17 protein-coding genes and 1 pseudogene are annotated in these 18440 nt (G+C 60.9%); 4 read left to right on the top strand and 14 right to left on the bottom strand.

Annotated elements, in window-relative coordinates; translation table 11 throughout:
- Window positions 1-51: 51 nt before the first annotated feature.
- The 11 genes and pseudogenes from OMP40_RS16210 to OMP40_RS40175 all read right to left on the bottom strand — a co-directional run bounded on the left by OMP40_RS16210 (window position 52) and on the right by OMP40_RS40175 (window position 11542).
- Window positions 52-240, bottom strand: a complete 189-nt coding sequence (locus tag OMP40_RS16210; protein WP_277532748.1) for a helix-turn-helix transcriptional regulator — start codon at window positions 238-240, stop codon at window positions 52-54.
- Window positions 241-260: 20 nt separating this feature from the next.
- Window positions 261-2405 (bottom strand): hypothetical protein, encoded by a 2145-nt coding sequence (locus OMP40_RS16205; RefSeq protein ID WP_277532746.1) that lies wholly within the window; start codon window positions 2403-2405, stop codon window positions 261-263.
- A gap of 124 nt (window positions 2406-2529) precedes the next feature.
- Entirely contained in the window at window positions 2530-3825 is a 1296-nt protein-coding gene (locus tag OMP40_RS16200) for an enolase-like domain-containing protein (RefSeq protein ID WP_277532745.1), read from the bottom strand.
- 643 nt (window positions 3826-4468) lie between these two features.
- A pseudogene (locus tag OMP40_RS41835) lies at window positions 4469-4642 on the bottom strand (hypothetical protein); the annotation flags it as partial.
- A 121-nt stretch (window positions 4643-4763) separates the two neighbouring features.
- Window positions 4764-5330 carry a nitrilase-related carbon-nitrogen hydrolase gene (locus OMP40_RS16190; protein ID WP_277532741.1) on the bottom strand — a complete coding sequence of 189 codons (567 nt, stop codon included), beginning with the start codon at window positions 5328-5330 and terminating at the stop codon, window positions 4764-4766.
- Window positions 5327-5716: a hypothetical protein gene (locus tag OMP40_RS16185; protein ID WP_277532740.1), complete on the bottom strand. Its 390-nt coding sequence runs from the start codon at window positions 5714-5716 to the stop codon at window positions 5327-5329. The genes OMP40_RS16190 and OMP40_RS16185 overlap by 4 nt, the downstream gene beginning before the upstream one ends.
- Window positions 5717-5737: 21 nt before the next feature.
- Window positions 5738-6724: a hydroxyacid dehydrogenase gene (locus OMP40_RS16180; protein WP_277532739.1), complete on the bottom strand. Its 987-nt coding sequence runs from the start codon at window positions 6722-6724 to the stop codon at window positions 5738-5740.
- A gap of 94 nt (window positions 6725-6818) precedes the next feature.
- Window positions 6819-8381, bottom strand: a complete 1563-nt coding sequence (locus OMP40_RS16175) for an ABC transporter substrate-binding protein (RefSeq protein ID WP_277532738.1) — start codon at window positions 8379-8381, stop codon at window positions 6819-6821.
- Window positions 8382-8467: 86 nt separating this feature from the next.
- The gene (locus OMP40_RS16170; RefSeq protein WP_277532736.1) at window positions 8468-10033 is read right to left on the bottom strand and encodes an ABC transporter substrate-binding protein; all 1566 of its coding nucleotides are present in this window, start codon (window positions 10031-10033) and stop codon (window positions 8468-8470) included.
- A gap of 179 nt (window positions 10034-10212) precedes the next feature.
- A complete protein-coding gene (locus tag OMP40_RS16165) occupies window positions 10213-11151 on the bottom strand; it encodes a carbohydrate ABC transporter permease (protein WP_277532735.1) in 939 nt (312 codons plus the stop codon).
- A 13-nt stretch (window positions 11152-11164) separates the two neighbouring features.
- Window positions 11165-11542 (bottom strand): ABC transporter permease subunit, encoded by a 378-nt coding sequence (locus tag OMP40_RS40175; protein ID WP_338131132.1) that lies wholly within the window; start codon window positions 11540-11542, stop codon window positions 11165-11167.
- Between the two features lie 133 nt (window positions 11543-11675).
- Here OMP40_RS40175 and OMP40_RS40170 point away from each other — a divergent pair, with 133 nt between their 5' ends.
- Together OMP40_RS40170 and OMP40_RS16155 are read left to right on the top strand one after the other, a co-directional pair.
- Window positions 11676-12065, top strand: a complete 390-nt coding sequence (locus OMP40_RS40170; protein ID WP_338131131.1) for a hypothetical protein — start codon at window positions 11676-11678, stop codon at window positions 12063-12065.
- A 345-nt stretch (window positions 12066-12410) separates the two neighbouring features.
- Window positions 12411-12902 (top strand): hypothetical protein, encoded by a 492-nt coding sequence (locus tag OMP40_RS16155; RefSeq protein WP_277532734.1) that lies wholly within the window; start codon window positions 12411-12413, stop codon window positions 12900-12902.
- Window positions 12903-12917: 15 nt separating this feature from the next.
- Here the strand turns inward: OMP40_RS16155 and OMP40_RS16150 are convergent, their stop codons facing one another.
- A complete protein-coding gene (locus OMP40_RS16150) occupies window positions 12918-14030 on the bottom strand; it encodes an ABC transporter substrate-binding protein (protein ID WP_277532733.1) in 1113 nt (370 codons plus the stop codon).
- Window positions 14031-14849: 819 nt separating this feature from the next.
- Here OMP40_RS16150 and OMP40_RS16145 point away from each other — a divergent pair.
- Window positions 14850-16640 (top strand): glycoside hydrolase family 36 protein, encoded by a 1791-nt coding sequence (locus tag OMP40_RS16145; protein ID WP_277532732.1) that lies wholly within the window; start codon window positions 14850-14852, stop codon window positions 16638-16640.
- Here OMP40_RS16145 and OMP40_RS41830 read toward each other — a convergent pair whose 3' ends face one another.
- Together OMP40_RS41830 and OMP40_RS16140 are read right to left on the bottom strand one after the other, a co-directional pair.
- Window positions 16641-17084: a DUF4091 domain-containing protein gene (locus tag OMP40_RS41830; protein ID WP_420871983.1), complete on the bottom strand. Its 444-nt coding sequence runs from the start codon at window positions 17082-17084 to the stop codon at window positions 16641-16643.
- Complete coding sequence (locus OMP40_RS16140) at window positions 17065-18156, bottom strand: glycoside hydrolase domain-containing protein (protein WP_277532730.1); 1092 nt, start codon at window positions 18154-18156, stop codon at window positions 17065-17067. Before OMP40_RS16140 ends, OMP40_RS41830 begins: the two co-directional genes overlap by 20 nt.
- Here OMP40_RS16140 and OMP40_RS16135 point away from each other — a divergent pair.
- Window positions 18137-18409, top strand: a complete 273-nt coding sequence (locus OMP40_RS16135; RefSeq protein ID WP_277532728.1) for a hypothetical protein — start codon at window positions 18137-18139, stop codon at window positions 18407-18409. The two genes, OMP40_RS16140 and OMP40_RS16135, sit on opposite strands and share 20 nt — an antisense overlap.
- Window positions 18410-18440: the final 31 nt, after the last annotated feature.

Below are 18440 nucleotides of genomic sequence, written 5' to 3'. Positions count from 1 at the left end.
ACCCCTATCGCATTTCTGTCACAATCCCCTTACATTCCCATCACACTTCCCTTACATTCCCATCGACTTTTTGATCCGGTAATCCTTCGGCGTCGTCCCGAAGCGCTTCTTGAACAGCTTGAAAAAGTAGCTCTGCGAGCTGAAGCCGACCTTCTCGGAGATTTCGTTGACCTGCCAATTGTTCGTTTCGAGCAGCAAAACGGCATTTTGCAGCCGAACCTCATTAATGTAATCGGCCACCGACACGGTTTCGTATTTTTTTAAAGATGCGTCCCACGTAAGCCGGCGACATCTTGAGCAAATCTGAGATCTCCTGCAGGCTGAGGTTTCCGTTGGCGTAGTTCGTCTGAATGACGTCCTTGATCGTATCGACGATGACCTGCACCTTGTTTTCGACGACCTCTTTGTGGTCCGCGAAGATCGGATCCAAAATCTGCACGAACGCTTCGAAAATCTCTTCGAGCGTCTCCTTCTCGAACACGAGGCCGTCGATGGAGCGCAGATCGAGCGTCAGCGGCGACACCTTGTTCTGATTGATCTCCCGGATCGTCTGCTTGATGATGATGCCGACGTGGACGACCGACTGAATCACGGCGTCCGAGCTCATCTCGGAGATGACGCCGCGGATGCGTCCGAGCTCCTGGTGAACCTGCTCCTGCCGGCCCGACTTGATCCCTTCGATCAGCTTGCGTTCGAGCTCTGGCGGGATCTGCGCATCGTGGTTGTCCTCCCGGACCCGGACCGTGTCCGGCGTGATCACCGCGTTCGCGCCGACGTTCATCCGATACTGCAAATAATCGAGCGTCCGTTCGTAGGAATACGTCAGTTCGTTGTACGAAGGCACGATATCGCTGAGCGCTACGGTAAAGGTGATGTGATAAAGATCGTTGATAATCTTCTGCGACTTGCGCATGAGCGCCGAGATCCGCTCGTACGTTTCCTCGTCGGGCTTGCCGATGTCCAGCAGCAGCACGAAGTGCTCCTCCCGAAGATCCACCGCATCGACGGGGATCACCTCGGACACGACCTCCTGCACGATGTTGGAAATGGCGAATTGCAGCAGCTTGAGGTCCAGTCCCCGCGCGGCTTTCAGTTTTTTTGTAGTCGTCGACCTTCAGAACGCCCAGCATGAACGGCCACTCCAGGTCGGTCTTGAGATACCCCCGCTCCCGGTAGGAACGCAATTCGTCCGCGGTAATCGCCGTGCTGTCGGTCACCAGCTTCCGCAGATTGTAGGAGTAAATGATGTTCTCGTTGCCGGCCTGCCGCGACTGCTCCGATGCCAGCTTCTCGGCCAGACTGTCGTAAATGTCCGATACGTAGCTGAATTCGTCCTTGCCCTGCGGACGCTCCAGCAGATTCACGCCGGGCATGCGCGCCGTCTGCTTCAGCAGCACGTTGACCGGATTGTACAACTTGCTGGATACGAACAAAGAAGCGAGAAGCGCCAGGAAAAAGGAGATGGCGGCTACGGTAATGAACACCTTTTTCAACTGCTCGATCTGGGCCAGCACGCCGGTATAAGGCTCGATGTCCACGATGACCCAATTCGTCGACGCGTTCGCCATGTAGTTCACGATCTGCTTCTGGCCGCCGTACGCGTAGGTGAACTGGGACACTTCTTGCTTGGACGCGTCGATCCGCTTGTAGATCTCGTTTTTGAGCTCGGCGAGCCCGGCGTCCACCGGCGCGATCGGGCTGTAGATTTCCTTGTTCTGGTCCACGATAAAGATGCGGTTGGACGGATTGTCGGACGTGCGGTTCATCAGCTCCAGCTTCTGGAACAGCCATTCCGGTTTGATATTAATAATGAGAGCGCTGTCGGTTTTGTTGTAGGCATCGATGGAGTCGTACATGTAGAGCGAGAAAATTTCCTGCATGTTTTGCGGACGTTCGGTGTTGGGCGCATAGGCGACCGGCATCAGCTGCATTTTGTAAAGGGGCTTGGTGCCGGCCAGATAGCTCTTCGTAATGTCCATGAGATTGCTCTTGGGGTTCGATATCGAATCGTCGCCGCTCGTAAAGTAGGTGTCCCGCTTGCTGTTGTAAAAAACGATGGAGTGGACGAACGAATTGTAAGCGATCGTCTTGTTCAGCTTGTTGATCCGCAGCGTATCCTCGAACCGGTCCGGTTCGCGGCTGAACAGCAGATGCGCCATGTCGTTATCGTAATATAACGAGATCGCGAAGTTTTTGACCGTCTCGTTCATGTAAGAAATGTTGTAGTTGATCTGGGAGAGCACCTTCTCGTTGGCTTCCCGCTGGGCGTCGAGGCTGATCTTCTTCGAATACATGTACGCGGACAGCAAGGAAGCGAGCATCGACGCCACGATCAACAGATTGATCGAGAGCATGATGCGCATCAGGTATTTGCGTTCTCTGTATTTTCGCAGGTAGTGAGTCATGGCTGATCCCTCCTCTGCCTTAACCTTAACAGGAAAATAAACAAAGAGAAAAGTGCAAAATCCGCACTTTTCTCCATTATAGACAGCATGTGAACTACCATTTTACAGTCGTTGAAATGATTCCCTAATGCAGATTGCACGCGTCGGCGTAGCATTCGCCGCCGTCCAGCGCGCCGCCGCTGGTCGCATAGAAGTCCGGCGTCAGCCTGAACGTCCCGGCAGACGCCTCGATCCAATCGCCCTCGGGTCTCGGATGCCGACGCTTCATCGCCGCCCAGTGCAGGTAGTTCTGACCGCCGTTGGATTCGATCAGTCCCATGGACAGTCCGGGCAGGGGCGCGAGGCGCGCCGCCAGGTTTTTGTTCCAGTCGACCATGAGGGGATTGGCCGTCAGGTCGGCGCAAAAGCACGGAATGCGGTAGGCGGCCGCCGTCCGGGCGATTCTCAGGCTCATGCTCATCGTCTTGGCGACGGGCTTGAGCGCGAACGCGCCGTAGCCCATCTGGATGCGCGCCAGCGCGTCACCCTCGTCGTGCACGCTCTCGTCGCCCGCGACCCGGACGGGCAGGTCCGCGACGCTCGCTTGGATATGCTCGGGGAACGGCTCCTCGACGACCAGGATGCGGTCGAGCGCGCCCATTCGCTCCGCCGCGTCGATCAGCCGGCACAGCGTATCCTTCTCGCCGTATCGTCCGTTGATGTCCAGATAGTACGCGATCTTCCCGTTGCCGGTGTGCGGGCAGTCGCGGTTCTGCGCGATCCGGTGGATGTCCGCCAGACGGCGGATGTCCCAGTCCAGCATCTTGGCGGAATCGCCGTCGCCGTCCGGATCGGACCCGAGCTTGATCTTCAGGACGAAGTACCCCTCGTCCAGCAGCGACTCGACATCCGCCGCAGTCATCCCGTAGGAGACCACCGGCGTGCAGGCCAGCCGGTCGTGGCGGGCCGTCAGGGTCGAACGGTAGGCTTGCGGGATCAGGTCGAAGAAGGCGGCGTCCGGATGTCTCTTCCCGAGCAGCGCCCAGGCCGCATGGTCGACGGGCACGAGCGCGTTCAAGGCGAAGGTCGCGCGGAGCGGACCTCCGCTCCATTCGCGGTCCGCATAAGCGCGGGCCTGGCCGGCCAGGTCGTCCAACAGGTCCAGCGGCGTCGCGAAGGATGCGCCGTCCGCGACCTTGAGCGCATGCGCGGTGATCGCCTGCATGAATGCATTGCCCCGCTCGTGGCCCCATCTCGCATGCACGTCGGAATCGGACCACAGCACGCTCTGGACGCCAAGCCCGGTAGACCGGTTGCCGCGCTCGTCCGCCAGGCAGACGACCGACTGCCACAGCTCGTCGACGTATCCGCCCTTGAAGCCGAATGGCGCGGCGAGCGGCTCCCGGATCGTGCCCATGCTCGTCTTTTGGATCGTGATCATCGCGTTTGCCCCCTGGCTTGCATGCGGTATCGAATGGCGAAGTCCGCTCCGTCGTACCCCGGCTCCGAGGCAGCCGCCGCCTCTTCGAGGGTGACGGCGCGTCCCCCCTTCGAGCCGGGAGCGCCTGGCGGCGATCGCCGCCAGCTCCGCTTCCAGCAGTTCCCCCTAACGCGGGTACGGCGGCAGGCTCGCCGGCCAAGTACGGCAGCGTAGCGGCGAGGAACGATCGGTACAGCCCGTCCGGGTCCACCTGGATATGACGGACCTCGCGCTCCGAGACGATCGTCGCGTAGAACGGCAAGTAGCCTTCGGTCGCGCCGACGCCAAGATAGCCGCTGCGGCCGTCGTTCCATAGAAGCTCGATCCGGTGCTGGATATGAACGCCGGCGAACCTTACGCTCGCAATTCCAGGACCCATGATGGCGAGCATCAGCGCGTAAGCATGAATGCCATAATTAAAGTCGTCGACCGAGCAGCCGGCCAGAGCGGCGACGAGCCGGTCCGCCGGATCGCGCGACCGGCGCCACGCCTCGGCTTCGGCGCAGAAGCGCAGCGACGAGCCGCCCGCGATCCGGACGCCGGCGCGCGCCCAGGCGAGCAGCTGCCGGATGTCGCGCGCGTTGCCCGCCATCGGCTTGTCGATCAGGATCGCCTTGCCCGCTTCGGCAAAGGGACGCGCCCGCTCCACGTGCAGATCCCAATTCACGCTGTGGACGATGGCCGCGTCCACGAGCGCCGGCATGGCCGTCAGCCTGTCGCAGACGACCGCAATGCCGTGCTTCGCGGCGAACGCTTCGGCCGCGCCCGCGTCGTGCACCGTGCCGCCGTCGAATACGGCGACGACCTCGTGCCCGAGTTGTCGCAGGATCGGCACCCACGCGTTCGGGTGAGACGTATCCAGATCGACGATTCCGATTTTCACAGCGCATCCCTCCTTGTCAGGGCTCCATTCTTCCCGGCAGATGCCTGGCCCGGTCCGCCCGGGCGAAGTAATCGTCGAGCCGCTCGAGCCCGAACTCGGCTACGATATCGTCCGCCGTGACATCGGCTGACTCGCTCGAGAGCAGGACGCAGCCGAGATAGCCCGGATCGTGGATGACGGCCGCAGGGCCGTATTTGTTCTTGATATCGGGGAACTTGGCGTCGTTCTCGTCAATATGCAGAACGGCGTAATCGAGATTGACGCGGGTCGTAATAAAGGAATAATAGTTCGTGCTGCTGGCCGCGACTTCCCCGAGCGGCGTCACGATCGTGCACGGCGCTCCGGCCACCGCGCCCGCGAAGTAGGAGCGGCAGGCATAAGCCCAATAGCCCTGCATCAGCCCGCCGTGATACATCGAAGGGAACAGGATCAGATCCGGCTTCTCGGCCGCGTAGCGCCGCAGCAGCTCCTCGAAGTTGAGGTCGAAGCAGATCGCGGCCGCGACCCGGCCGAAGTCGCATTCGAAGAGGGGCGCCTCCCGCCCATACAGGATGTTGGCGCGCGTATGCTCGTCGGGCGTCAAATGGTTCTTGCGGTAAGCCCCCCATGACGTTGCCTTCGCGGTCGATGAGCTGCATGGCGTTGCGCCAGGTGCCGTCCGCGGCTTCGGTATGCGCCGGATAGGCGACGTAGCAAGCCGTGGCGCCGCGCGACGCCCGCGAAGAAATCGCGTATCCGGTCCTTGCGCGCGCGGTAATACGAGAGCCGCCGATCGAGCGGAAAGGTTAACGGATCCGGCCTGTCGCAGGCCTCCGGCAGGACGATCAGGTCCGGCCGGTCCGGCAGCACCCGGTCGAGCTGCGCCTGCCAATGGGCGATCATCCGCAGGATCGCCTCTTCGTCCGATACTTCGGCCGGCACGGCGAGCGGCCGCGGGCCGAGACAGCTGATGGTCACGTAATTCGCCATTGCGCCTGCGCTCCTTTCTTCTCAAGCCAGCAAGTGCAGTTGGTCCGCCCGCACTTCGCCTTCGAGCGGTTCGCCGTCCATGAACGCCTCCGCGTCTTCGACGACGGCCTGCGCAAGCCGCTGCAGCCCGTTGTTGACGGCCCCCGCGATATGCGGCGTGAGCACGACGTTCGGCAGGCCGCGGAAGGGATGGTCGGCAAGCGGCGGCTCGGGATCGGTCACGTCCAGGCAAGCGAAAAACCGTCCCTTGCGCAGCTCCTCGGCCAGCGCCTCCTCGTCGATGACCGAGCCGCGGGCCGTATTGATGATGACGCAGTCGTCCTTCATGAGCGCCAGCCGCTCCCGGTTGAACATGCGGTAGGTCTCGGGCAAGGACGGCAGATGAATCGAGACGACGTCGCTCTGCGCGAGCAGCTCTTCGAGCCCGGCCTTGCGCGCGCCCATCTCCTTCGCCCGCGCCTCGCTGACGAACGGGTCGTACAGCGCGATGTCCACGTCGAACTGGCGCAGCAGCTTGATATAGTGCGAGCCGGCCTTCCCCGCGCCGACGACGCCGATCGTGACGTTGTACACCTCCCGCACGTTCGTCCCGTCGCCCCAGCCGCCTTCGCGCGTCTCGCGGACGAGCCGCCACATATCCTTGAGCGACACGATGGTGAAGCCGAGCGCCGTCTCCGCCACGCCCTTGCCGAGCGCGGCCGTCGCATTGGACACGCGGACGCCTCTGTCCCACAGCTCCTGCGTGACGATCGGCTTCACGGTGCCGGCGGCGTGCAGCACCAGCCGCAAATTCGGCGCCGCGTCCAGCACCCGCGCGGTCAGCGGACCGCAGCCCCAGGACGTGATCGCGATGTCGGCGTCCCGGATGAGCGTCTCGAGCTGCGCCTCCGACGGGTCGCCGACGGTATCGTTCACGACGACGTCGCCCAGCTTCCGCAGCCGGTCGAGATGCTGCTGTTTGAATACCTTCTCCCGCTGTTCCTTGCCCTGCAGCAGCGCGATTTTCATCTGCTTAACCTCCCTTACCGCGAAAGAAAATAGACGGGGGGCGAACCCCGGTCTATTTTCCTCGTCGGCCATTCGATCCATTTGATCGCCTGACTTATTGCTTGCCGTTGGCGGCCAGCCATTCGTTCAGCTGCTTCTGCTTCTCGGCGCGGATCTTCTCCGCTCCTGCCTTCTTCAGCTTCTCCTCGTAGATCGGCAGGTACTTCGCCGGGTCCAGCGTGCCCGTGCCCAGAGACGCGGCATATTCGCCGTTCACCGCGTTGACGTTGGCAATCTCCGTCTTGACCGCTTCTCCGTTGAAGACGAAGCCGTTATACTTGGATACGCGCGCATCGCCGTTCATCTTGATCGTCTGCTCGATCTTGTCGGCCGGAGAACCTTCGGGCAGATACTCGTTGGTGATATTGCCGAAGATCCAGTCCGTGTTGGTGAAATAGCCCGCGGTTTGGTCGATCTTAATGAAGTCGCCCGTCGTCTTCGTGTAGTGCTTGCCTTCGATGCCGTAAACGAGCGTGTTGTAAAGCTCCTTGTCGGTGTTCACGAGCTCGAGGAACATCATCGCGCGCTCCGGATTTTCGGACGTGCGGCTGATGGCGTTCAACGTACTCGCCGCTCCGGTAAAGACAGGCTCGCCAAGTGGCACGAGCACGACGTCGTTGCCGCCGTCGGCCGCCTTGTACTCGACCTCGGAGCCCGGCTTGCCGGTCCAGTCGAACCAGACGGCCGTCGTTCCTTTGTTGTAAACATCGGCTGCGGACTTGAGCGTCGCGGCGTCTTGGTTAATGTATCCTTTCGTGTACCAGGAGTGAGCGAGCGCGTAGTTCGCCCTCATCTCGTCCGTCACGTCGGGAAGGACGGTATTCGTCTCATCGGTATAGTAGACCGGCACTTTGGTGTCGATGCCGTACAGCAGCGCCGTGTAGAAGCCCTTCTGCGTCCCGAAGGGCGTGATGCCCGGCTCGCCTTCCTTGATCTGCTTCAGGAACGGCTCCAGGTCTTCCATCTTCTTGATCGTGCTGACATCAAGGTTGTACTTGTCGATGAACCGCTTCTGAATGACGACGCTCGCGCGCTGGGCGGAAAATTGGAAGTTCGGCACCGCATAGATCTTGCCTTGGAGCGTGGCGTCGTCCCAGAACTTCTTTTCCAGCGAATCGTACAGCTTCTGCCCGCTCGTCTTCAGCAGATCGTCGAGCGGCAGGAACGCGCCCTTCAGCTGATTCTGATCGAACTTGAACAGCCAGCTGGACGTCCAGACGATGTCCATCTTCTCGCCGGAGGCGGTCATCGTGTTCATCTTCTGCTCGTAGGTGCCGAAGTCGATCGGACTCAGCTTGACCGTCGCGTTGATCTTTTCCTTGGCGATCTTGTTGACCGCGTCGTTCACCAGCTGTAGGTCGGCGTTCGCCGCGTTTTGCGGATAGTACCAGGTCAGTTCGACGGGCGGGAGCTCGCTGCTCGCCGAAGGGGAAGCGCTGCCGGAAGCCGCGGCCGATGCGGTCGCGCCGGCGCTGCCGGAAGCGGAGGCGCTCGGCGAGGCGTCGCCGTTGTTGGAGGAATTGCCGCAGCCTGCCGCGGCAAGCGCAACGCCAAGCGAGATCGAGGCGAGGAGCGTGGTTCGGAATCCGGATTTGCCGTTCATTGTTTTTTGCAACATAAACCCTCCCGATATGTTGGATGTCGATGCCATTTCATGCCGTGCAGCATGCCTCGCCACTCGTCCCGTTTTGACTCACCCCGCGCTTAGCTCTTGCCGTTGGCGGCCAGCCATTCGTTCAGCTGCTTCTGCTTCTCGGCGCGGATCGTTTCGACGCCGGCCTTTTTCAGCTTTTCTTCGTAGATCGGCAGATACTTCGCCGGATCGAGCGTGCCGGTGCCGAGCGATGCGCCGTACTCTTCCTTGACCGCGTTCACGTTAGCGATCTCCGTCTTGACCGGCTCCGTATTGAACACAAAGCCCGTGTACGGGGATACGTACGCCTCGTCGTTAACCTTGATCGTCTGCTCGATCTTGTCTTCCGGAGCGCCTTCGGGCAGGTATTCGTTCGTGATGTTGCCGAAGATCCAGTCCGTGTTCGTGAAGTAACCGGCGTCCTGGTTGATCTTGATGTAGTTGCCCGTCGTCTTCTCGTAGTGCTTGCCTTCGATGCCGTAAACGAGCGTGTTGTAGAGCTCCTTGTCGGTGTTGACGAGCTCGAGGAACATCATCGCGCGCTCCGGATTTTTGGATGTGCGGCTGATGGCGTTCATCGTGCTGGCCGCGCCGGTGAACGTGGACTGCGCCAGCGGCGCGAGCACGACGTCGTAGCCGCCGTCCGCGACCTTGAACTCGACCTCGGAGCCCGGCTTGCCGGTTACGTCGAACCAAACGGCCGTCGTGCCCTTGTTGTAGGCATCCGCGGCGGATTTGAGCGTCGCCGCGTCTTCCATGATATAGCCCTTCGTGTACCAGGAATGCGCGAGCTCGTAGCTGTGCTTCAGTTCGTCCGTTACGTCCGGCAGGACGGTGTGCGTCGTGTCGTCCCTGTAGACTTCGACCCTGTTGTCGATGTTGTACATGAGGCCCGAGTAGAAGCCTTTGGTCGTGCCGAAAGGCGTGATGCCCGGCTCGCCGTCCTTGATTTGCTTCAGGAAAGGCTCGATGTCGTCGATCTTCTTGATCGTGCCGAGATCGAGGTTGTATTTGTCGACGAACCGCTTCTGGAGCACGAGCGAAGGGCGGCTGGCCGAGACTTGGAAGTTCGGCACGGCGTAGATTTTGCCGTCCAGCGTCGCGTCGTCCCAGAACTTCTTTTGCATCGAATCGTACAGCTTCTGTCCGCTGGACTTCAGCAGATCGTCGAGCGGCAGGAATACGCCCTTCTTCTGGTTCGTATCGAACTTGAACAGCCAGTTGGAGGTCCAGATGATGTCGATCTTCTCGCTGGCCGCCGTCGTCGTATTCATCTTCTGCTCGTAGGTGCCGAAGTCGATCGGCATGAGCTTGATCGTCGCGTTGATTTTTTCCTTCGTAATCTTGTTGACCGCGTCGTTGACGAGCTTCAGGTCGGCGTTCGCCGCGTTTTGCGGGTAATACCAGGTGAGCTCTACAGGCTCAAGCTCGCTGCTTGCCGAAGCGGAGGCGCTGCCCGAAGCCGCGGCCGACGCCGACGCGGTCGCGCTGGCGCTGCCGGAAGCGGCGGCGCTCGGCGAAGCGTTCGAATTGTTGTTGGAGTTGCCGCAGCCTGCTGCCGTAAGCGCAGCCGCCAGCGAGATCGAAGTGAGAAGCGTAGTCCGGAATTTGAATTTGCTGCTGTTTGTTTTTTGCAACGTGAACCCTCCCGAGAAATGTGTGAATGATATTGCCTATATCGATAGATTAAAGGCCGCCGCGCAACCGTACCGCCTTCACCGCCTTTCCGAGCGCCTTTAATGCGACATCCTGAGTGCAACGATTCTGATTGAGACGTTCTGATTGCGACATCCCGGTCGTGGATAGCCGGTCTTGCTTAACCCTTGATCGCGCCTACGGTCAACCCTTTGACGAAAAAGCGCTGGAAGAACGGGAAGACGATCAGCATCGGACCCGCGGACAGGATGGCGATCGCGAACTTGGCCGCCGTCTTCGGGAAGTTCGCCAAGTTGAAGTTGGACATGACGAGCGCGAATTCGGGCCGCGAGGTGATAAAGTCGAGCGAGTTCATCGTACGCACCAGCAGCAGCTGCAGCGGGACCAGTCGCTCGTTGTCGATGAACAGCAGCGCGTTGAACCATTCGTTCCAATAGTTGAACATGATGAACAAGCCGAGGGTCGCGAGCGACGGTTTGGACAGCGGCAGGATCAGCTGCACGAAGATTCGCCATTCCCGCGCGCCCTCCACCTTGGCGGACTCGACGATTTCGAACGGAATCTTGGACATGAAGCCCTTCATGATCAGCACGTAGAACGGACTGAGCATCCCCGGCACGATCAGCGCCCAGATCGTATCCTTCAAGTGCAAATACTGCGTGACCAGAATGTAGAACGGGACGAGCCCGCCGCCGAACAGCATCGTGAAGAAAACGTAGAAGGAGGTCGGCCGCACGAGGCCGTAATCCCTTCGGGACAACGTATAGCCCATGCTGGCCGTCAGGATCAGGCTTAGGATCGTGCCGACGACGGCGACGAAGATCGTTACGCCGTAAGCGCGAAGGATCGCGTCGGGCGATTTGAAAAAGTACTCATAAGCCGAAAAGGAGAGCTTATCCGGGATCATGCGGTATCCGTGATGCAAGATCGAATTTTCGTCCGTCAGCGACACCACGATAACGAGCGCCAATGGCACGACCATGCTGAGCGTAATCAAGATAAAGATGAGATGGATGATTAGGTTCGACCATTTGAAAGAAGACTTGGCCCTGGCGGGCTGGACGGCAACGGCCTTGGCGGGTACAGACTTGGCGGTCATGGAACTGGCCTCCTTAAAACAAGGAATTTTCTTCGTTGATTTTGCGGACCGTATAATTCGCGGCGACGACGAGCACGAGGCCGACGACCGATTGATAGAGACCGACGGCGGAGGCCATGCTGACATCCCCTAGCTCGCTGAGCGCCCGATAAATATAGGTGTCGATAATGTCCGTCGTGGCGTACGTCATGCCGTTATTGTTCGGGATGAAGTAGTGAAGCCCGAAGTCGCCGCGGAACATATTGCCGATGCTCATGATCAGCAGAATGATGATAAGCGGGGTCAACTGGGGAATCGTGACGTTGGTGATCATCTGCCAGCGCTTCGCGCCGTCGATCTTGGCCGCCTCGTACAGCTCCGCGTCGATGCCGAGAATGCCGGCGAAGTACACGAGCGCCGAGAAGCCGATCGCTTTCCACAGATGGACCGCGTTCAGAATGTAGGGCCAGACGTTGGCCTTGAAGTACCATTGGACCCGGTCGAACCCGAGCCCCCTCGAGCCAACCGTTCAGGAAGCCGTTCTGGTGGTCGAGGAACGCCATCGTAATGTAGCTGACGACGACCCACGACAGGAAGAAAGGCAGGATCATCGCGGTCTGGTAAATCTTCAGCCACTTCTTGGCGACTTCGTGGAGCAAGATGGCCACGGCCAGCGAGAATACGGTCGTCATGAACATGTAGCCCAGGTTGTACAGCACCGTGTTCCGCGTGATCCGAAAGGCGTTTTCGCTCTCGAACAGGAACTTGAAGTTTTTGAAGCCGACCCATTCGCTTCCCAGAATGCCCTTGTCGTACACGTAATTTTTGAAAGCGATAATTACGCCGAACATCGGGACATACGACATGATGAAAATGTAGATGATCGCGGGAAGCGAGAAAATAAACAATTCGCCGTTCCTGCTCACAAACTTTAAAAACTTGCCGCGTTTCATCGGCCGGCGTCCTCCTTGCTGCTTGGATTTGCGTCTTGCCCTTGCTCATGCCTTGACGATATCGCCGTTTCGGGACCAAATAAAGTGAAGAAATCGTACTTTACTCTCCGCAGAAGTGCGCGATTTGCTTTTTTCTGCCCGATTCCGCGCATGCGGCGGCCATACGAAAAAAGCCGCTGAACGGACGGGGAAAATCCCGTCGTTCGCGGCTGCGGCTGCATGTATGCGGGGCTAAAGCAACATGGCGTGAAAGGTAAATTCGGCGGCGGGCGGTACTAGGGCGAGGATAGCGATGCGGCGCATCGTTATTTCGCCGGAGATTGGTACTTGGGCGGCAATAGCGATGCGGCGCATCGTTATTTCGCAGGAGATTGGTACTTGGGCGGGAATAGCGATGCGGCGCATCGTTATTTCGCCGGAGATTGGTACTTTGGCGGCAATAGCGATGTGGCTCATCGTTATTTCGCCGGAGATTGGTACTTTGGCGGCAATAACGATGCGGCGCATCGTTATTTCGCCGGAGATTGGTACTTGGGCGGCAATAGCGATGTGGCGCATCGTTATTTCGCCGGAGATTGGTACTTGGGCGGGAATAGCGATGCGGCGCATCGTTATTTCGCCGGAGATTGGTACTTTAGCGGGAATAGCGATGCGGCGCATCGTTATTTCGCAGGAGATTGGTACTTTGGCGGCAATAACGATGCGGCGCATCGTTATTTCGCCGGAGATTGGTACTTTGGCGGCAATAGCGATGTGGCGCATCGTTATTTCGCAGGAGATTGGTACTTTGGCGAGGATAGCGATGCAGCGCATCGTTAAGCCGGCCCGGCCCGGCTACTTCTTCCCCTTCGCCTTCAGCCAAGCGTCCAGCTGCTTCTGCTTCTCCTGGACGATCACGCCGGCGCCCGCCTTCGCGAGCTTGTCCTCATACTCCGCCAGGAAGCGCGCCGGATCGATCGTGCCCGTGGCGAGGGCGGGATAATATTCGTCGTTGACGGCGCGCACGTTCGCGATCTCCGTCTTGACGGCGTCCGGGTCGAACTCGAAGCCGTCGAAGGCGGATACGGCCGCTTCTTCGTTCGCGCGTATCGTATCCTCGATCTTGCCGGGCGGCGAACCTTCGGGCAGGTACTCGTTGCGGATGTCGCCGAACACCCAGTCCGTATTCGTAAAGTAGCCGCTGTCGGGATTCGTCCGGATGAAGTTGCCGGTCGTCTTCGTATAATGCTTGCCTTCGATGCCGTAAACGAGCAGATTGTACAGCTGCTTGTCCGTATTCACCAGCTCCAGCAGCATGAGGGCCCGCTCGGGATGGGCGGAGGTACGGCTGATCGCGTTCATCGAGTTGCCGGCGCCGACGAAGACCGATCCGGCGACCGGCACGAGCTGCACGTCGTAGCCGCCGTCCGCGGCTTTGAACTCGACTTCCGAGCCCGGCTTGCCCGTAATATCGAACCACACCGCCGTGTTTCCATTATTGTAGGCTTGCGCGGCATCCTTGAGCGTAGCTGCGTCTTCATTAATATAGCCCTTCGTGTACCAGTCGTGCATCAGGACGAAGTTGGCCCGCATCTCCGCGGTGACGTCCGGCAGCACCGTCGGCGTCGGATCGTTGCGGTAGACCGGCACGTTCCAGTCGATGCCGTACAGGAGATTCGTATAGAAGCCGCGTGTCGTGCCGAACGGAACGACGCCCTTCTCCCCTTCCTTGATCTGCTTCAGAAAAGGCTCGATGTCCTCGATCCGCTTGAGCTTGCCGACGTCCAGCTTGTATTTGTCGAGGAAGCGCTTCTGGATCACCAGGCTCGGACGCATCGCGGAGATTTGATAGTTCGGGACCGCGTACGTTTTGCCGCCAAGCTTGCCGCCGTTCCAGTACTTCTCGTCCATCGACGCGAGCAGTTGCCCGCCGTATTGGCCGAGCAGATCGTCGATCGGCCGGAACACGCCTTTTTTTGGCGTTGGTCGACCACTGGAACAGCCAGTTGGAGGTCCAGAGGATGTCCATCGGCTCGCTGGAGGCGACGATCGTATTCAGCTTCTGCTCGTAATTGGCAAAGTCGATCGGCCGCAAGTCGACGGTGGCGTTGATCTTGTTCCGGGTAATTTCGTTGACCGCGTCATTCACGAGCTGCTGGTCGGGATTCGCCCCGTATTGCGGGTAATACCATACCAGGTCCACCGGCACCAGCCCGGACGAGGCGGTTCCCTCCGCCGCGCCGGACGAAGCGCCCGTTCCCGCGCAGCCCGCCAAGACTCCCGCGCACAACATGCAGATGACGAACGCCCATGCCCGCCGTTTGCCAATCCTCCGTTCAATCGGTCTGTCCAAGATCAACCGCTCCTCCTCGATGCCTTTTGTCCCCTACTGTATGTTGCGATCGTTCACTTATTTATAAATATAGCAATTCGACCGTCCCATTGCGTATACAAAAGTGCATTTTGGCGTGCTTCCTCCATGAGAGCAATCTGGTACGCTTGCTTCGGGAGCCCCGGCATCGAGGTCCGGGATCCGTGCGCGATCCGACTTCATGCACGATCCCGACTCCATGCGCCATCCGACTCCACGCACGATTCGAAAGACGCCATCCGAACGAAGCAACCTGAACGACGCGATCTGCGAAGGGGGGATTAAGATGCGATTCGAACTGCCGCCGCTGCGCGCGGCTGCCCGTAGCCGCTTCAGGCTCCGGCTGGTACCTTCAGGGCGGATTCCATGCACCGGCAGCGGGCGAATATCCGGCGTTCCGCGCGGACCGGCTCAGCGTGTCGCTGGCTTCCGCGGCCGACGGCACGCAGACGGTCTCCGTCGTCAACGACGGGCCCGAGCCGCTCGCGATGCGCGAGATCCGGCTGGAATGGTCCGCCTCCAGCCTGGGCGACCGGCTCGATGCGCGGGATTACGTCCAGCTCCATCATGCCCGCGATTTCTCCGGCCATTCCGGGGTTCGCCCGCTCCATCGGCCCGCCGCTTGGTCGCCCGGCGCAGAGCCCTCCGGCATGGTAAGCGTCATCTGCCACCGTCGGACGGGCGCCTGCATCCTGCTCGGCGCGCTGCCGCCCTTTGGCGATTGCTTCGTCGATATCGCGATTCTGCATGCGCAGCCCCATCGCGACGGCGCGTTCGGACTCGGCTTCCATCTCCGCGCCACGCGCGAGCTGGATCCGGGTGAGCACGACGTCCTGGCGCACCTGATCGTGCTGCAAGGGGACGACGGCATCGCGCTGCTGTCCGAATATGCGGAGCGGATGCGGCAGCGGCTCGCCGCGTTGCAATATCGTCAGCCCGCGGCCCGCATCGGCGGCTGGAACAGCTGGGATTACTATGCGGGCGCCGTTCAAGCCGAAGACGTGCTGGCCAACGCGAACGCGGCGAACAAGCTTTTCGGCGCTGGCTTGCGGTACGTCGTCATCGACGAAGGCTACGAGCGCCAGTGGGGCGTCTGGGACGCCGGCTGGAAATTTCCGCAGGGGCTGGATGCCCTCTGCGCGCAGATCCGCGCCGAAGGCTATGAACCCGGCATCTGGACCGCGCCGCTTATGGTCGGCGTGTATACGCCGCTTTACCGCGAGCACCCGGACTGGTTCGTCGGCGACGAGAAGGGCGACCCCTTTGTCGAAAATGCGGGCTACGGCAGCATGGTTCAGCTGGATGTGACGCACCCGCAAGTCGAGGCGCATATCCGCAAGACGTTCGAGCGGCTTCGCGCCGCCGGCTTTACCTATTTTAAATGCGACTTCGCCCAGCTGCTGCTCGGCGCCTCCGCCTTCCACAGCAGCCGCATGTCGCACGCCGGCATGATCCGGCGGCTGTTCGAGGTCATCCGCGAGGCGATCGGGCCGGATGCCTACTTGCTCGCCTGCGGCGCGCCCTACGAAGCCGTCATCGGCATCGCGGACGCGCACCGCACGACGGGAGACATCCACAATTATTGGAGCCATATTCGCCAGAATATCCGCTCGATGCTGGCGAGATGGTGGATGCAGGGGGCCGTCGGCAATACGGATCCCGACACCGCCATCGTACGCTGCCCGGATACGACGGACGACCGCCGGCTCAACCGCCGGCTGGCGAAAAATCCGTGGGGACTCGGCGGCGGCTGGGCGGCGGGCAGGGAGATGAACCTGGAGGAAGCCAAGACGCTGCTCCTCGCCTGCTATGCCAGCGGAGGCGATCTCCTGCTGGGGGACGCGCTCGACAAGCTGAACGGCGTCGGCACCGGGCTGCTCGCCGGCCTGCTGCGGCAGCCTCCGGTTCGGCGCGGCATCCCGCTTAACCTGTTCGCGCCGGACGGCGACGAGCTGCCGGTCGTCGCGGCCGAGACGGACGACCCGGACATTCGGCTGCTCGCGCTGTTCAATCTCGGCGACGATTACCGGACGCAGCGGATTCCCGAATCCTTCCAGGCATCCGATCTCGCGTGGACCTCATTCTGGACCGGGGAGGCCGTGCCGGCTACGATCGCCGGGGAGGCTGCGCTCGCGCCGAGAAGCGCGGTCGCGTGGCTGATCTCGCGAAGCGGAGCGCCGGTGCTTGAGCCGAAGGCGCGGCCCTGATCATCGGGCCTCCGATCCGGCCGCCAGCACGGTCAGCAGCTCCGCGATCACGCCGTCGTAATCCCGCTCGTCGAGCGAGATCAATTCCTCGACGCGCCGCCTGGCGTCCCGGTGCAGGTCGGCCGGCGACCGCCACCGCAGGACGCTTTGCAGGCGCGTCTCCAGATGCGCCCGATCTCCGCCTTCGCGGACGTACCGGGCGATGATCTCGTAATCGCGGATTCCCTTCTGCAGCAGCTTGTACCGAAGGCTTAGCAGCGGCCGGCCGTCCCTGCCCGGATAGACGAAGTTCGTGTCGCCCGCCGGAAAAAACGGGTTGTGATACGAGATCTTGCGGAGCGGATCGGTCGGCCATACCGTGTAGTTCCAGCGCAGAAAGCCGTCCAGCTCAAGCTGCCAGGCGATCCAGGGAATGGCGCGCGCCTCAAGGAGGCTGGACGAGATGAAGGTGTTCGGATGCTTGACGTCGCAGGCGACGTAGTAAAGCGTCCGCCCCGTCTTGCCCTCCCCTCATTTCCATGATTTGCTCGTGCTCCTGGCCCGCGCAATCGAGGATCGGGACGTGATCCACGATGCCCTCTTCCGCCATGAAGGAAGCATGGGCGATCGCGGCCTTATATTGGAAGGAATGAGCCATCTTGCGCATGGCGCCCAGCCGCTCGCGGAACAGCGGGAGGTCCGACGGCTCGTCGGCCAGCACCCGGACGCGTTCGATCCAGCCCCGCTCGGCGAAATGGCGCTCCAGCGCGACGACATACGCCTCGAACTCGCTTTTTTGCCGGATGAAGCGGTAAGTGCCGTTGGACTCGTCATAGTACCGGACGCGTACGGCATCCGGATGATCCGCAATGACGCCGCCGTAGCCCGCATCCTCGATCACCCAGATATTGAGCAGGCCGAACACCTCGATCTCGTCCGCGATGCCGTGCCGCTCGCACAGCTCCACGTATCGGTCGAGCGCGCGGAAATCATAGGCCCAAGCGCCGTCCGCACGCCGGGTTACGCCGACGATGCTGTACTCGAACAGGTTGGCCGGATCGATCCGGTCGTAGCACGAGCCCTGGCCGGACCAGGGAATCTCGGAGACGACGAGCGAGACGGCCTTCTGGCCGAGCGCCGCCAGCGAGGCGACGTACGGCTCCAAAATCTCGAAGTGCAGGTCGCTCCACAGCGGCGCATCGTATTTGCGCGCGAGGTTGGCGTTGTGCTGCCACAGATCGAGATAAAACGTATTGTTCGCCGGCTCGTCCAGCGTCACGTCATGGACGACGATTTCGAACTTCAGCGTCGCCTCCACCCGCTCGTCCTCGAACATCCGGCGGCGGTAAACGGTAATCTCGGGATAGTAAACGCCCGGACCCGCGCCGGCGCCGATCTCGGCTTCGATCCAGACCGGCTGCACCCGCCGCTTGTCCACGCGGATCGAAGATTGACGGAGGACGATGTCCGATTTGAGCTGACGGTCGTCGTCTTCGACGAGACCGATCAGGCTGGCGGTGACGCCCCCCGTCGGCAAGGCCGGGCACCCGGACGCTCACGCGCAGGACGTCGATCGGCCCGCGCTCGTCGAACGCGGCATCCTCGCCTACGCAGACCAGCAGCTCCTCGTCCGCGTAAATGAGCAGCTGCGCGGCCGCCCGGTCGCGCCGTCCGCAGGAGACGGATACGGAGCGGTCGGCTTCGAACGGCGCGTCGAACTTGTGATAGACGCCGAATACGTATTTATAGCTGTCGGGGGCGAGCCCCATCGTGATCTTCATGTCCAGTAATTCCTCCGATACAAGGATGCAGACGGCGCGT

This window comes from Cohnella rhizosphaerae (assembly GCF_029525575.1).
GTDB classification, from domain to species: Bacteria; Bacillota; Bacilli; order Paenibacillales; family Paenibacillaceae; genus Cohnella; species Cohnella rhizosphaerae.
Note: the sequence above shows the minus strand (reverse complement) of the source record. Positions and strands in the feature narration are given on the sequence as shown.